Below are 14,168 nucleotides of genomic sequence, written 5' to 3' on the forward strand. Positions count from 1 at the left end.
TATTGAGCGATCAGTATGCGATCGCTCAATAAGAATTGATATCAACACTGGCAATCTAGTGGCGCAACAAAGCCAGAAGCGTATCGAGTTGGTCCAAAGAACCATATTCTATGGTCACCTTGCCACGGCCTTTGCGCCCCGTTGCAATCTGCACCTTGGCACCTAACTTATCAGATAGATCCTCCTGCAAACGCGCCAAATCCGGATCAACCCGCTTTTGCAAGACAACAATAGGCGTAGCTTGGCCTGCCAATAGAGTTTGAACCAGCTTCTCCGTTTCGCGTACCGACAGGCCCTTACCGGCAACTAATTTTGCTATCTCAATCTGCTTCAACACCGGCAGCGCCAGTAACGCCCGTGCATGGCCCATATCAAGCGCCCCATACATCAGCATTTCTCGTACAGGGTCTGCCAAATTCAATAAGCGGAGCAGGTTGGTCACAGCAGAGCGCGATTTGCCGACTGCATGGGCGCAAGCCTCGTGCGTCATGCCAAACTCCTCAATCAGCCGTTGCAAACCTACGGCCTCTTCAAGCGGATTCAGGTTCTCACGCTGGATATTTTCAATCAGCGCCATCACCAGCACGACTTCGTCCGAGACCTTCCGAATAACGGCAGGAAGTTCAGTCAACCCTGCTTTTTGTGCTGCCCGCCAACGCCTTTCTCCAGCAATGATTTCATAGCGATCGATACCGATTTCACGCACCAGAATCGGCTGAATCACGCCCTGCGTACGAATGCTTTCAGCCAAGTCAGCCAGCGCATGCTCATCCATATGGGTGCGCGGCTGGTATTTACCTGGCTGCAGATAGTGGACAGGCAACGCCTGGAGTTTCTCTTCCAATGCCGCGGCACTACCCAGCAGGGCATCCAGACCGCGACCGAGACCTTTGAACTTGGCCATGTATTTGACTTCCATAAGGGTCATACCTGGGATCAGTGCGTCACCGTACTCATGACCACACATTCACACTTAACCCTGTTTGGTAAACAAGGGGCAGGCTGCGCCTTCGGCGCGGGTTTATTTAAAGCGTGCGATCAGCTCTTCTGCAAGCGCACGGTAGGCTTGCGCCCCACGCGAGGACTTGTCATAAGCAAAGATAGGGCGGCCAAAACTGGGGGCTTCTGCGAGACGGATATTGCGCGGAATCACCGTCTCAAACACCTTGTAACCGAAATGCTGATTCAGCTGAGCTACAACCTGCTGCGCCAAAGTAGAACGCGGGTCATACAGCGTACGCAACAAGCCATCAATCTCGATCTTGGGATTGAGCGCCTGCCGAACACGCCGCATGGTGTTGATCAAGTCAGTCAAGCCTTCCAACGCATAATACTCGCACTGCATGGGGATAATGACTCCATCGGAAGCAGCCAAACCATTTACGGTGAGCATATTAAGCGCAGGTGGGCAGTCAATCAGGATGTAATCGTATTCAGCCTGCACCGCCAACAACGCTTCACGCAAACGTAGTTCGCGCCGATCGACTTCAATCAGTTCAACCTCGGCACCACCAAGCTCACGGTTCGCAGGAAGAATATCAAAGCCGTGCTCGGTATTGATACGTACATCCGCCAACTCGGCATGCCCCAGCAGCAAATGATAAACACTGCGGCCCAACTCCTGCTTATCCACGCCAGAACCCATGGTGGCGTTGCCTTGAGGGTCAAGGTCGATCAGCAGTACCCGCTTTCCCTTCAGGACCAAGCCGGCAGAGAGATTTACCGTGGTGGTGGTCTTACCCACTCCCCCTTTTTGGTTGGTGATTGCGATGACGCGACTCATGCGCGCACCTCCATCCAGACAATGCAGCGCTCGGCACCCAGGTCCGGCACATCCAGCGGCATAACATGGCTATTAATATCAGCAGGCAAAGAAGCGATTTCCTCAAATGGCTGCACCCCTTTTAGGGCAGCCCAACGGCCATTATTCGCCAGTAAATGTTTTGTTAGACGAACAAAGTCCGTCAAGTCGGCAAACGCACGCGAGGTTATCAGGTCGAAACCGCCATCAAGCGGGACATTCTCAACCCTGTCACAGATAACCTGCACATTCTGTAGGTCAAGTTCAATCACTGCCTGACGCAGGAAAGTCGTCTTTTTATGGTTGCTGTCCAGCAGGGTAATCTTCCAATCCGGCTGCAAAATGGCAAAGGGGATGCCGGGCTGGCCGCCGCCGCTACCCACATCAAGCAGCCGCCGTGGTTGCACAGCGGCAATAGGCGCTAGCGCAGCCAAGCTATCGAGCAAATGGTGAGAAACCATGCGCTCAGGCTCTGTAATTGCCGTCAAACTATATGTTTTGTTCCACTTCAGCAGTAACGCCAAGTAGGTAAGCAAGCGGGCGACCTTAGCGTCGTCCAATGTGAGGCCCAATACTGCCAGGCCCTCTTTTAATTGCTGTTCTTGTTTTGTCCCGATCATGCGGTCTTTTTTGTCGTGTCGTTGTCCGGGGTGGCTTTGAAGCCGCGTTTCAGATGCACAAGCAGCAGGCCAATGGCGGCTGGTGTCATGCCTTGCAATCTGGATGCCTGACCCAGGGTCTCTGGGCGAGCTTGAATCAATCGTTGCTGTACTTCTTTGGAAAGTCCAGGCACCTTGCCGTAGTCCATCTCCGAGGGCAAGCGCACATCTTCGATATCGCTGCGGCGGGCGACTTCATCCTTCTGTCTCTCCACATAGCCTGCGTACTTGATCTGGATTTCCACCTGCTCCGCAACCAGAGGGTCTGCCACGGCCTCACCTACAACTGGCAAGCTCATCAGGCTGGCGTAATCGACGTTTGGCCGGCGTAGCAGTTGTTCCAAGGTGTATTCGCGTTCAATCTGCTGGCCGAATACACGCTGTGCCTCTTCTGGCGTGATAAGACGCGGATTGACCCAGGTCACCTTGAGCCGCTCCAACTCAGCCGCCAAAGCATCCCGCTTACGGCTGAACAATGCCCATTGCTCATCGCCAACCAAACCAAGCCGACGGCCTGCCTCAGTCAAACGCAGATCGGCATTGTCTTCTCGCAGCTGCAATCGGAACTCTGCCCGGCTGGTAAACATCCGATACGGTTCGGAAACACCACGGGTAATCAGATCGTCGACCAATACACCGAGATAGGCTTGATCACGCGCGGGCGTCCAACTCGCTTTGCCTTGTACCTGAAGTGCGGCATTCAAGCCAGCAAACAAGCCCTGTGCGGCGGCCTCTTCATAACCTGTCGTACCATTGATCTGGCCAGCAAAAAAGAGTCCAGAAATCGCTTTGCTCTCGAAAGTGGCTTTCAGCGCACGCGGGTCGAAATAGTCATATTCGATTGCATAGCCCGGCCGCAGAATATGTGCATTCTCCAAACCACGGATGGAGCGCACGGCAGCCAATTGAATGTCGAAAGGCAAACTTGTGGAGATACCGTTCGGATAGAACTCATGGGTGTGCAAGCCTTCTGGCTCGAGGAATATCTGGTGTGAATCCTTGTCCGCAAAGCGGTTAATCTTGTCTTCAATCGACGGGCAATAGCGCGGGCCAACACCTTCTATCACGCCCGTAAACATGGGTGAACGATCAAACCCCGATCGGATAATGTCGTGCGTCCGCTGGTTGGTATGGGTAATCCAGCACGGCAGCTGTTGCGGGTGCATGGCCCGGCTGCCTCGCGCCGAGAACACCGGCGTAGGCTCATCACCCGGCTGTGCCTCCATTACCGAAAAGTCGATACTGCGGCCATCGATACGGGGCGGCGTACCTGTCTTGAGCCGCCCTACCGGCAACTGCAACTCACGTAACCGTGAGGACAGCGTAACCGAAGCTGGGTCTCCCGCACGGCCCCCTGTATGATTCTCAAGCCCGACATGAATCTTGCCGGCGAGGAATGTACCTACCGTCAAGACAACTGTCGGGGCTTCAAAACGAATGCCGATTTGGGTGATGACACCAATTACCCGATCACCTTCAACCACAAGGTCATCGACGGCTTGTTGAAACAACGTCAGATTGGGCTGGTTTTCCAACATGGAACGAATGGCAGCCTTGTACATTACCCGGTCAGCCTGGGCCCGGGTAGCACGCACAGCCGGCCCCTTGGAACCATTCAGGGTACGGAACTGAATACCGCTCATATCAGTCGCAAGCGCCATTGCGCCACCCAATGCATCGACCTCCTTGACCAGATGCCCCTTGCCGATTCCACCAATCGAGGGGTTACAGCTCATCTGGCCCAATGTCTCGATATTATGACTAAGCAACAGCGTGCGACTGCCCATCCGGGCAGCAGCAAGCGCGGCTTCAGTGCCTGCATGACCGCCGCCAATGACGATTACATCGAAACGTTCTGGGTACAGCATGATCAAACCTGTCGTTAAGTAACTGAATATCAAAGGCAAAGGGGCTGTATTGTACGACAAAACCGTTTAAAACGGCCAGCTGGTGCGCCAGGGGCTGGTTGGAAAGAGCTGCTCAAGCTATAACAGGAGCGTTTTCAAGCATTAACCGTAGTGAATGAAGGCATGGATAACTACATCATCTGGTTTGTATTGGGTTTGGCGCTGGCCGGCACCGAAATGTTGGTTGGCACCTTCTACCTTTTGGTATGTGGCATCGCCGCGGGTATAGGCGGCATTGTTGCACTTGCAGGTTTTAGCTTGCCCATACAGTTGCTGGCAGCAGCGTTGTGCGCCGTTGCGGGCACACTGTGGTTGCGCCGTAATCCCATCAGTCGCCCAACTGGGCCGCAATCGCTGGATTTGGGTCAAAGGGTTGAAGTGGAACACTGGAAGTCAGCCACCCAGTTACGTGTACGCTATCGTGGCGCAGGCTGGGATGCCGAGTTGGCCACCGCTATCACAGACCAGGATCTTCCCGTGGAGCTGTATATCATTGGTCAACGAGGAAACACACTGCTGGTGGCGCTTATGCCTCCTGCCGCATAACACGATGCTTTAAGATTTTAAGCAGTTTCTGGAGAAGTAGATGCCGACAATAGCACTGGTCCTGTTTGTAGTTGCCGTGATTTTTGCAGTGAAATCGCTCAAGGTCGTCCCACAACAACATGCATGGGTGGTAGAACGGTTAGGGCGCTTTCACGGCACACTGCAACCAGGCCTGAATGTGGTGGTGCCGTTTGTTGATCGTGTCGCCTACAAGCACGATCTACGTGAAGTACCGCTCGATGTACCGAGTCAAATCTGTATCACCAAAGACAATACCCAGCTTCAAGTGGACGGTATCCTCTACTTTCAAGTAACCGACCCAAAACAAGCCTCTTATGGTTCCAGCAATTTTGAGTTGGCCATCACCCAGCTGGCGCAGACCACTTTGCGGTCAGTCGTAGGCCGGATGGAGTTGGATAAGACCTTCGAAGAGCGCGACGATATCAACCGTACGGTAGTCACCGCACTGGACGAAGCCGCCTCCAACTGGGGGGTCAAAGTACTACGCTACGAGATCAAAGACCTGACCCCGCCAAAGGAAATTCTGCATGCCATGCAGGCACAGATTACCGCCGAGCGGGAAAAGCGCGCCCTTATTGCCGCCTCGGAAGGTCGCAAGCAGGAGCAGATAAATATCGCAACGGGCCAACGCGAAGCAGCCATTCAGAACTCAGAAGGGGAACGCCAAGCTTCTATCAACCAGTCTGAGGGCGATAAAGCCGCTGCCATCAACCGTGCCGAAGGGGAAGCAGAATCCATTCGCCTGGTTGCCCGGGCTACGGCGGAGGCTATTCATATGGTCGCACAGACAATTCGTCAGCCCGGCGGCTATGAGGCGGTTAATCTTAAGGTAGCCGAGCGCTATATTGATGCCTTCGGCAATATCGCTAAAGAAGGTAACACCATGATCTTGCCTGCCAATGCTGCTGATATCGGTAGTTTGGTAGCAACGGCCATGACGGTGGTGAAGCAACAGCAACAAATCAGCTGATCTCAACAGCCGGCATCGGCCGGCTCGGTCTCACTTACGGTAGGGAGTGCGCACATGTCTGAATCCAAATTCCGCCTGATCACCCGCAGTGACTTCGATGGCCTGGTATGTGCCGTGTTATTGAACGAACTCGATATGATCGACGACATACTGTTCGTGCATCCAAAGGATATGCAGGATGGCAAGGTCTCCGTGACACCCCGCGATATCAGCACCAACCTGCCGTATGTTCCGGGCCTGCACATGGCCTTCGATCACCATCTCTCCGAAACGTTGCGCAACGAAAAGCACGATAATCACATTATTATTCCTACCGCCCCCTCTGCTGCCCGGGTGGTGTACGAATACTATGGCGGTAGAAAGGCGTTTCCCAGAGTCAGTGATGACATGATGGAGGCTGTTGACAAGGCGGACTCAGCCGACTTTACGGCTGACGAAATCTTGAGCCCCGAAGGTTGGGTGCTACTGAATTACCTGATGGATGCGCGTACAGGACTGGGCCGGTTTCGCGAATTCCGCGTCAGTAACTACCAGCTGATGATGGACCTGATCCAGTACTGCCGCACCCATGGCATTGAGGACATTCTCAGCCTGCCGGACGTGCGCGAGCGCGTAGAGCTGTATTTTGAACACGAGCCGCGTGCCAAGGACCAAATCATGCGCTGTACTACCACCAGCCTTAATCTGGCGGTGCTGGACCTACGCAATGAAGAAACCATCTTCGCAGCCAACCGCTTCATGGTGTATGCGTTGTACCCTGAGACAAATATCTCCATCCATGTCATGTGGGGCCGGGAAAAGCAGAACACCGTATTCGCGATTGGTAAGTCCATTCTTGATCGCTCCTGCAAAACCAATGTCGGGGAACTGTGCTTGCAATATGGCGGTGGCGGCCACCATGCAGCGGGGACTTGTCAGGTTAGCAATGACCGCGCTGAAGTAGTACTCAAGGAATTAGTTTCAAAAATCAACGCTGAAGGATGAAATCAGTGCAAGTTGTAACAAGATGGACGCTTGGCGCGTTGCTTTGCTCAACCGCCTGTTGGGGCAGTAACAAGGTTTTGTTATGCGCTGAAGATGATTTTTACCCGTACTCAGCCGGGCAACGTGGAAAATCCGTCGGGTTGACAGTGGAATTGATGCGCGCTGCCTTCACCGAAGCAGGTCTTGATGTCGAATTCAGGCCCGAGCCTTACAATCGCTGCCTGGAATCCGTCAAACGAGGTAAATACGTCGCGACCTTCGATACCGCCAAAACACCAGACCGTAAGCAAGACTATCTATGGTCGACACGTCCCCTGACCCACATCCGCATGCTGACCTGGGGCCCGGCCGGGCTACCCCAGAAGAAAATCGATTATGCCGATCTGCGTGGCCAACGCGTAGGTGTCGCGATGGGTTATGAATACCCAGCCGAATTACTGAATGATAGGAATATCATCAAAGTTCATAGCCAAAGCGAAGCAACCAATCTACGCAATGTCGCTGCCGGACGGCTTGCCTTCACCTTGGTTGATGCACGAGTGGCCCATATCCTGATCAATAAACATGACTTGGCGGATAAAGTTGCGCACTACGGTGAAATCAGCACGCTGCCCATCTACGCAGTATTCTCGTTGACGCATCCACAAGCCGAAACAACGCTAGCCCACTTTGAACGGGGCTGGGGCAAGCTGCGTGCAAAGGGCGGGGTAAAGCGTATTGAGGATAACTGGCCCACATTGAGTCAAGCATCGCTAACGCAGCTTAAAGTCGAATAACGGTACAGAAGCTATGCTGGAGCAACCCAGGGATGGGTCTCCTGGTGCCCGCAACGCCGGGCGTCGGACAAGACGCTAGTGGGTATGCCCATGATCATGTTTATGGTGACCATGCCCTTCTTGGTGGGATTTGACGGGCTCAGCGTGACCATGCCCATCGTGTTCAGAATCCCCTCCCGTCAGCGCGGCCAGGGGGATGACCTTACCGCGGGGCGGCATTCCAAGCCAGGACGGCTGCAACGTGACATGGTCAATGCCGTAGTCTTTGGCCAACAGTCCCTGAATCGCTGCCAGCAGGCGAGGCCAACTCTCAGGGGACTCGATCACCATATGCGCCGACAATGCCACCCGCGTGGGCCCCAGGTGCCAGACATGCAGGTCATGGATTGACTGCACGCCTTTCTGTTCGGCCAGTGTCTGTCCGATTGCCTGCATATCCAGATGGGCCGGCACCCCTTCCATCAACATATGGCTTGATTGAAGCACCAATGCCCAGGTTGAACGCAAAATCAGCAGCACGACCAAGAGCGACAGAATTGGATCAATCGGCTTGTAGCCAGTAGCCCATATCACCAAGCCTGCCAAAATTGCCGCGACCGAGCCAAGCAGATCGCCCAGTACATGCATCAGCGCAGCTCGTGAATTCATATTGTGGCTATCGCTCGATAACAACCAAGCTGCGATCAAATTCACAACCAGGCCAATGCTCGCGATTCCCATCACGCCGACCCCATCGACATCCTTGGGGTTAAACAGACGGCCCAGCGCCTCAAATGCGATCCACCCCACCATCGCCAGCATGAACAGGCTATTGATCAGCGCACCGAGGACTTCCGCACGCGCATAGCCATACGAATTGCTGGCGGACACCGGTCTGCGGGCAACATATTGGGCGAATAACGCCAAGCCCAGCGCCGCAGCATCCGTCAACATATGCCCAGCATCCGACAAGAGGGCAAGCGAGCCGGTATAAAGACCACCGAATGCTTCGACAACGGCATAGCCAGCGGTCAAAAGAAGCGCGATCAGCATCCGCTTGCGGCTGGCAGCATGATGGTGATGAGCGTGATCATGATGTTCGTGCGACATACAACGCAGATTCAACCAGAAGTCAGTTTAGGTCAACCCGGAAAATGCAAACTCAAAGCGATTTTCTTCCACGAACTCTCCATATTCAAAACGTCGTTCGGTAAATTCGGCGCGCTGCCGGCCCAGCATCAGCAAACTGGAGCAACGAGTACCATAGCAGGGCGTTCGAATAAAAATTGCTGATAACGCACGCTCCAAAGCCAAAGGAACGCCTGTACTCGGCAGTTGTGAATCTGGCGCCACTTCGGCGTCTTGCAATATCGCAAACAAGGCCGTGGTATCGTGGTCAGCCTCGACAAAGCCGGCTTTGATTTTGCTCAACTTAGGCCAGGGTGTGTCAAAACAGGCATTTGATAGGGCATGGATGCCCCGACCAAAACGCAACACACGATCCGTACGGCTCTCATAACCCAGCAATTGCCGCCCATCGTAAACCAACAAATTGAAGCCATTGTAACGGCTGGCTATCGCGCGCAATCCCGACAAATATTGACTGGCATTGCGCGGGTCACGCAGAAAATCCACAACCAGCTGGCCGCGGGATGGTGCGTCAAACTGCGTGGCGCTCGGTTCGCGATAATTGGTTAGTGCCACGAAACGGCCATTGCGGCTGACACCCATCCAGCTGCCGCCAGCCTCCAGATCTCGCCCAGCCAGGATATCTCCCTTGGGCCACCAAGCCGCCGCAGCAGTAGGGCGAGCATAGAATTCATCACGATTGGCTACAACCCTCAGGGGTGTGTCTGTACCCGGTTGCCATTCAAAACCTATCAGACACATATCAAGCAACCAGACTGTAGAGCATTCGGCTGGCGATCAATATCAACAGACCGGCAAAGCATTGTTTGAGCCGGGCAACCGGTAATCGATGCGCCATGGTCGCGCCCAGAGGGGCAACTAGCGAGCTGGCTACAACAATGCCTATCAAGGCGGGTAAGTAGACAAAACCCAAGCTGTAGGCGGGTAGATGACTTAAGCCAACGCCATTGAAGGCATAGCCTGCCAACCCACCCAGTGCGATAGGCAACCCCAACGCGGCAGACGTACCAATGGCTGCTGGCAGAGGCATATTGCACAGCGTAAGGAATGGAACCGACATAGAGCCGCCCCCAATGCCTACAAAGGCTGAGACAGTACCGATAATACCCCCTGCGCATGCCAAACCACTGCTACCGGGCAGTTGCCGGCTGGGCTTGGGCTTGAAACCCGACAACATTTGCGCTGCAACCACGTAGGCAAAGAAGACAAAAAACCACTTCAAGCCCAAGGAGGGAATTTTTGCCGCCAACCAAGCCCCACCAAATGTTCCCAACGCCAACCCAGCCGCCATGCCTTTTACCGTGGTCCATTGCACTGCACCTCGGCCATGGTGGGCCCGCAAGCTGGAGATAGAGGTGAAAATGATGCTGGCCAATGAAGTACCCAGCGCAATATGCAAAGTATGTTCCGGTGGAAAATGGTTGGCCTCAAAAATCGCCACCAGTGCCGGCACAATAATCAAACCACCGCCTACTCCCAAGAGACCTGCCAGAAAGCCAGCCGCACAGCCCGTCGCCAGAAAGGCACTGATCGCCAACCAGCTCAAGGGGCTTCCCCCAACAACCGCATGACAGCCCTCCAATGTGCCGGCTCGACCGGTGTAATCGACAACCTGTTACCGCGTACCAGCAGCAGCATGCCTTCCAGATCGGGTTCAGCACGCATAGCGCTCAGCGGCAGATAACGGGTCCGCTTGATGTATCGAACATCAACCTGCTGCCAGCGAGGGGCTTCTGGTTTGGACTTCGGGTCGTAATAATGACTTTTGGGGTCGAACTGCGTCGGATCGGGATAAGGCGAAGAACACACTTCGACGATGCCTGCTACGCCCGGCTCCTTAACCCCCGAATGGTAGAACAACGCCCTATCACCCTGTTGCATCTGGTCACGCATGAAATTGCGCGCTTGATAATTGCGCACGCCGCACCAGCCCACCGTTTGTGTTGGCAGTGCGGCCAAATCAGCAATACCAAGTTCTTCCGGCTCTGCCTTCATTAACCAATAGCGCATACCGTGGCCCTGGGTAAAAACAGTTATCGTAGCGGATGCCTCTGGCTGCGCCAACGCAAAGCCTCGCGAATCAGGTCGAGTGTCTAGAGGGTACACAACGATAGCTTGTCTTCTCAGTGATCACCCAATCCAATAGCACATCGTGCGCTTCTCGATGGACCTGCACCACACGCTGGCATTCAAAGGCAACGCCTACCATACGGGGCTTTCGCAGCGCTACCGCTTGGTTGCGAAAAGCGAATGTCGTGTCGTAATAGCCGCCACCTTGGCCAAGCCGCCCTCCCTGAAGATCAAATCCGACCAGGGGCAGGAATACCGTTGCCAATTGGCGTGGCAGACAACGGCGCGTGGAAAGAAATTCTTTGATGTCATAACGATTGCGCCGCCAAACCCCACGGGAATCCGCCACGTCTGCAAACCGCATGCACCGGCCTCGACTAGGCAGTACAGGTAACCAGACCGAACAACCCCGCGCCAGGGCGAGCCGAATCAATGCAGCCAGCGATAGTTCTGAGCCCATCGCTACATAAGCCGCCACCGCTTGCCCAGGCCGCAGAAAGTGCAACGCACGTCGAGCTACCTTGTTTTCGGCTAGCCTACGCTGCCTGGCGGGCACAGCCATACGTCTCCGGCGTAGTTCGCGGCGGAGGTTAGCTTTATCGGTCATGGAATTTTTGGAGGATTGCGGGGTGGGGATCCCCGCGGGCGCCGTCCCGGCTCACATCTTGAACCAAAGGTTCAAGTGGTCGCAAGCGGCACGCCATCAGGCACATCGGATAAACGATGCGCACAACAGGCGCGGCCAGCCATACAACCTAGGGCAATATATTGGTTCAAAGAATATCGAACCGGAACGAACGCCGCAGGGAAACTTTGAAAGAGCAAGGCAGTAAATCTGCCAAAAAATTCAGAACAGTTTCTGCTGTTCCTTCAGCGACTGATCGATAGTCTGCTGCATGCGGCCGATTCTACGCTTAAAGTCGGCCATGTCCAGACCCCCCGCTACACGGGTGTTCATAAATTCATGGGTGATATTCAACGCAGCCATGATGGCGATCTTATCGATGCCCATCACATTGCCGCTATCACGCAGTTGCCGCATCTTCATATCAAGATAGTTCACCGCCTCCATCAGGGCAGGCTCTTCCGCTGGCGGGCATGCCACTCGGAACTCGCGCCCCATGATTGTGACATCCAGTTGCTTGAGCTCGCTCATTCAGCTTCCTCCGGCAGTTGTTCCAGCAGGGCATCGACCTTGGACTTTGCGATTTCCACCTTATCAACCAAGCGCTTATTGTCCCCCTTCAGCACCAGAACTTCCTGGCGCAAGGCGACATTCTCCGTTCGCAGCTGCTGGCATATTGCGGCCAGGCTGTTAATGCGGTCTTCCAGATTCTGCAGTTCAGCTTCCATAGCGGGAATCGAGGACGGTAAAGGATGAGCCGATTCTAGTCGATTTTTGCAACCGTGGTCCGTCAGCTATCGGCACCGTCGCAACCGATAACTGGACCAACGTTCGACGACTAGGCCAGCGAGATAATGTCATTCGGCATCTCTTGATTCAGTGCCGATTTCGGCTTGTGCATCAACTTCCTCACCCAGATCCATATCCAGGCTGTCGTTAGGCCGTTCCAGCGAAATGCGCCCGAGGGTAGCGGCACGAAAATCCGTCAGGATGCGTTCAGCAGTTTTTTGGTCATCAACTCGATTGCCGGGCAGGATATAACCCATCGCCCGCCCAACCTGCTCGAACAGCACATCGCCGGGTTCGCTCAAGTCTTTGAGCTTATAGCGGCTGCCAATGCTGGCAGGGGCATTTAGCGCCAACCAACCCATGGCATACCAGGCTACATCCACCGCATCGAAGGCATTACGGCCGATAGTGCCCGAGAGCGCCAACTTGTAGCCGTCGTTGTTCGAAGCAATCTTCGGCCACATCATGCCAGGGGTATCCACCAAAATGGTGCCGTCCGGCAGTTCGATGCGTTGCTGCGATTGCGTTACGCCGGGCGTGTCGGCCACCTTGGCCAATTTGCGCTTGGCCAGGCTGTTGATCAGCGTGGACTTCCCTACATTGGGCACACCGAGAATCATCGCCCGCACCGGCTTTTCGCCCCCAATGCGATGAGGCACAAGCTCGCGGCACAACTTGAGCAACTTACCCATGTCGCGCGCCTTGCCGGCTTCATCCAGCGTAATCACCGCCGTATTGGCTTCCTGCTTGAAATGCTGCACCCATGCGGCGGTCACATTCGGGTCGGCCAAATCAGCTTTGTTCAGTACTTTCAAGCTGGGGCGCTGGCGATGTACACGCAACTCGTGGATTAGTGGATTGGTGGTGATGTGTGGCAAGCGGGCGTCGAGTACTTCGATGACCATATCCACTTTGGCCATGGTGTCGGCGATTTGTTTCTTCGCCTTGTTCATGTGGCCGGGGAACCATTGGATTGCCATCGTCTGTACTCGCTAAAAAGGTGTACCCGCTTTATCGCTAGCAGGAAGGGGCGCGGATTATACCTTCAGAGCGAAAGTATCGGAAAATCAATACAATAGCCGCTTGTGCAACTTTTGCCCCGGTTAAGGCACTACTGCCGAACCGCTACCCGCCTGGGTGACCCGCTATGAAACCACTGCTGAAAGTCTTCGTCGCCGCCGGTATTGCCGCCGCGCTTGGCACTATCCTTTATGTTGGCAATACCGCTCAGACCCAAGCCCCCGCGGTGCAATACACTTCGATCAAGGGCCAGCAAACCACGCAAGCTGCGCTGAAAGGCAAGGTGGTATTGGTCAATTTCTGGGCCACCAGCTGCGGTGGCTGCATGGGTGAAATGCCCAAGCTGATTGAAACCCACAATAAATACGCCGCCCAGGGGTTCGAGACAATCGCAGTCGCCATGAGCTATGACCCACCCAATTATGTCGCGGCCTATACCGAAAAAGCCAAACTCCCCTTCTTCGTGGCGCTTGATGTGGACGGCAGCCTGGCCAAGCAGTTCGGCGATGTAAAGTTGACCCCGACCACCGTATTGATCGACAAGCGGGGCAATATTGTTCAACGGTATCTGGGAGAGCCCGACTTCACTCAGCTGCATGCCCTCATAGAAGAGAAGCTCAGGGAAACGTAAGAATCTGTTCAAAGTCTGCTGCGCGTCAGCGATACGGCATTAAAAACAGCCTCTGCATGCTCATTTACCACTCGTAAACTCCGCCTCCTCCGTCGTTTTCGCCTTGTCTCGCCCTAGCTCGCAAGACTTTGAACAGCTTCAAAGGGCATTTGTCGACCCTACTTCCTCATATTTGCACTGATGCAACGGCCGCTTTTATATGGACATGCGTTTTTTAGCAGCATTTCAAAGAACAGCCTAA

Annotated in this window: 17 protein-coding genes and 1 other RNA gene; 5 read left to right on the forward strand and 13 right to left on the reverse strand. The window is 54.5% G+C overall.

Annotated elements, in window-relative coordinates:
- Positions 1-55 precede the first annotated feature (55 nt).
- From CSQ89_RS04390 to mnmG, 4 genes are all read right to left on the reverse strand, one after another.
- Positions 56-904, reverse strand: coding sequence for a ParB/RepB/Spo0J family partition protein (locus CSQ89_RS04390; protein ID WP_099404997.1), 849 nt, complete (start codon positions 902-904; stop codon positions 56-58).
- A gap of 117 nt (positions 905-1,021) precedes the next feature.
- The gene (locus CSQ89_RS04395) at positions 1,022-1,783 is read right to left on the reverse strand and encodes a ParA family protein (protein ID WP_099404971.1); all 762 of its coding nucleotides are present in this window, start codon (positions 1,781-1,783) and stop codon (positions 1,022-1,024) included.
- The gene (gene rsmG / locus CSQ89_RS04400; RefSeq protein WP_099404972.1) at positions 1,780-2,421 is read right to left on the reverse strand and encodes a 16S rRNA (guanine(527)-N(7))-methyltransferase RsmG; all 642 of its coding nucleotides are present in this window, start codon (positions 2,419-2,421) and stop codon (positions 1,780-1,782) included. The genes CSQ89_RS04395 and rsmG overlap by 4 nt, the downstream gene beginning before the upstream one ends.
- Entirely contained in the window at positions 2,418-4,328 is a 1,911-nt protein-coding gene (gene mnmG, locus CSQ89_RS04405; protein ID WP_099404973.1) for a tRNA uridine-5-carboxymethylaminomethyl(34) synthesis enzyme MnmG, read from the reverse strand. The genes rsmG and mnmG overlap by 4 nt, the downstream gene beginning before the upstream one ends.
- Before the next feature lie 162 nt (positions 4,329-4,490).
- On the opposite strand from mnmG, the gene CSQ89_RS04410 reads away from it, so the two are divergent.
- From CSQ89_RS04410 to CSQ89_RS04425, 4 genes are read left to right on the forward strand one after another with little or no spacing between them, the layout of a single operon-like run.
- Positions 4,491-4,913, forward strand: coding sequence for an NfeD family protein (locus tag CSQ89_RS04410; RefSeq protein WP_099404974.1), 423 nt, complete (start codon positions 4,491-4,493; stop codon positions 4,911-4,913).
- 40 nt (positions 4,914-4,953) lie between these two features.
- Positions 4,954-5,904, forward strand: a complete 951-nt coding sequence (locus CSQ89_RS04415) for an SPFH domain-containing protein (RefSeq protein WP_099404975.1) — start codon at positions 4,954-4,956, stop codon at positions 5,902-5,904.
- 54 nt (positions 5,905-5,958) lie between these two features.
- Complete coding sequence (locus CSQ89_RS04420) at positions 5,959-6,888, forward strand: exopolyphosphatase (protein ID WP_099404976.1); 930 nt, start codon at positions 5,959-5,961, stop codon at positions 6,886-6,888.
- Positions 6,885-7,664: a substrate-binding periplasmic protein gene (locus tag CSQ89_RS04425; protein WP_099404977.1), complete on the forward strand. Its 780-nt coding sequence runs from the start codon at positions 6,885-6,887 to the stop codon at positions 7,662-7,664. Before CSQ89_RS04420 ends, CSQ89_RS04425 begins: the two co-directional genes overlap by 4 nt.
- Positions 7,665-7,739: 75 nt before the next feature.
- Here the strand turns inward: CSQ89_RS04425 and CSQ89_RS04430 are convergent, their stop codons facing one another.
- The 9 genes from CSQ89_RS04430 to ylqF form a co-directional block, all read right to left on the reverse strand.
- Positions 7,740-8,753, reverse strand: coding sequence for a cation diffusion facilitator family transporter (locus tag CSQ89_RS04430; protein WP_099404978.1), 1,014 nt, complete (start codon positions 8,751-8,753; stop codon positions 7,740-7,742).
- A 27-nt stretch (positions 8,754-8,780) separates the two neighbouring features.
- A complete protein-coding gene (locus CSQ89_RS04435; protein WP_099404979.1) occupies positions 8,781-9,533 on the reverse strand; it encodes an NRDE family protein in 753 nt (250 codons plus the stop codon).
- A gap of 1 nt (position 9,534) precedes the next feature.
- On the reverse strand, positions 9,535-10,338 hold the full coding sequence (locus CSQ89_RS04440; RefSeq protein WP_199065220.1) for a sulfite exporter TauE/SafE family protein: 804 nt from the start codon (positions 10,336-10,338) through the stop codon (positions 9,535-9,537).
- Positions 10,335-10,802: an EVE domain-containing protein gene (locus tag CSQ89_RS04445; RefSeq protein ID WP_099404999.1), complete on the reverse strand. Its 468-nt coding sequence runs from the start codon at positions 10,800-10,802 to the stop codon at positions 10,335-10,337. Before CSQ89_RS04445 ends, CSQ89_RS04440 begins: the two co-directional genes overlap by 4 nt.
- Before the next feature lie 70 nt (positions 10,803-10,872).
- On the reverse strand, positions 10,873-11,469 hold the full coding sequence (locus tag CSQ89_RS04450; protein WP_099404980.1) for a 5-formyltetrahydrofolate cyclo-ligase: 597 nt from the start codon (positions 11,467-11,469) through the stop codon (positions 10,873-10,875).
- Between the two features lie 25 nt (positions 11,470-11,494).
- Positions 11,495-11,674, reverse strand: a non-coding RNA gene (gene ssrS / locus CSQ89_RS04455) — 6S RNA.
- Between the two features lie 35 nt (positions 11,675-11,709).
- Positions 11,710-12,018 (reverse strand): cell division protein ZapA, encoded by a 309-nt coding sequence (locus tag CSQ89_RS04460; protein ID WP_099404981.1) that lies wholly within the window; start codon positions 12,016-12,018, stop codon positions 11,710-11,712.
- Positions 12,015-12,215 (reverse strand): hypothetical protein, encoded by a 201-nt coding sequence (locus CSQ89_RS04465; protein ID WP_099404982.1) that lies wholly within the window; start codon positions 12,213-12,215, stop codon positions 12,015-12,017. Before CSQ89_RS04465 ends, CSQ89_RS04460 begins: the two co-directional genes overlap by 4 nt.
- Positions 12,216-12,344: 129 nt before the next feature.
- Positions 12,345-13,256 carry a ribosome biogenesis GTPase YlqF gene (gene ylqF / locus CSQ89_RS04470; RefSeq protein ID WP_099404983.1) on the reverse strand — a complete coding sequence of 304 codons (912 nt, stop codon included), beginning with the start codon at positions 13,254-13,256 and terminating at the stop codon, positions 12,345-12,347.
- A gap of 167 nt (positions 13,257-13,423) precedes the next feature.
- Here ylqF and CSQ89_RS04475 point away from each other — a divergent pair, with 167 nt between their 5' ends.
- The gene (locus CSQ89_RS04475; RefSeq protein ID WP_099404984.1) at positions 13,424-13,927 is read left to right on the forward strand and encodes a TlpA family protein disulfide reductase; all 504 of its coding nucleotides are present in this window, start codon (positions 13,424-13,426) and stop codon (positions 13,925-13,927) included.
- Positions 13,928-14,168: the final 241 nt, after the last annotated feature.

The sequence above is a fragment of the Chitinimonas sp. BJB300 genome, from assembly GCF_002735695.1.
Classification (GTDB): Bacteria; Pseudomonadota; Gammaproteobacteria; order Burkholderiales; family Chitinimonadaceae; genus Chitinimonas.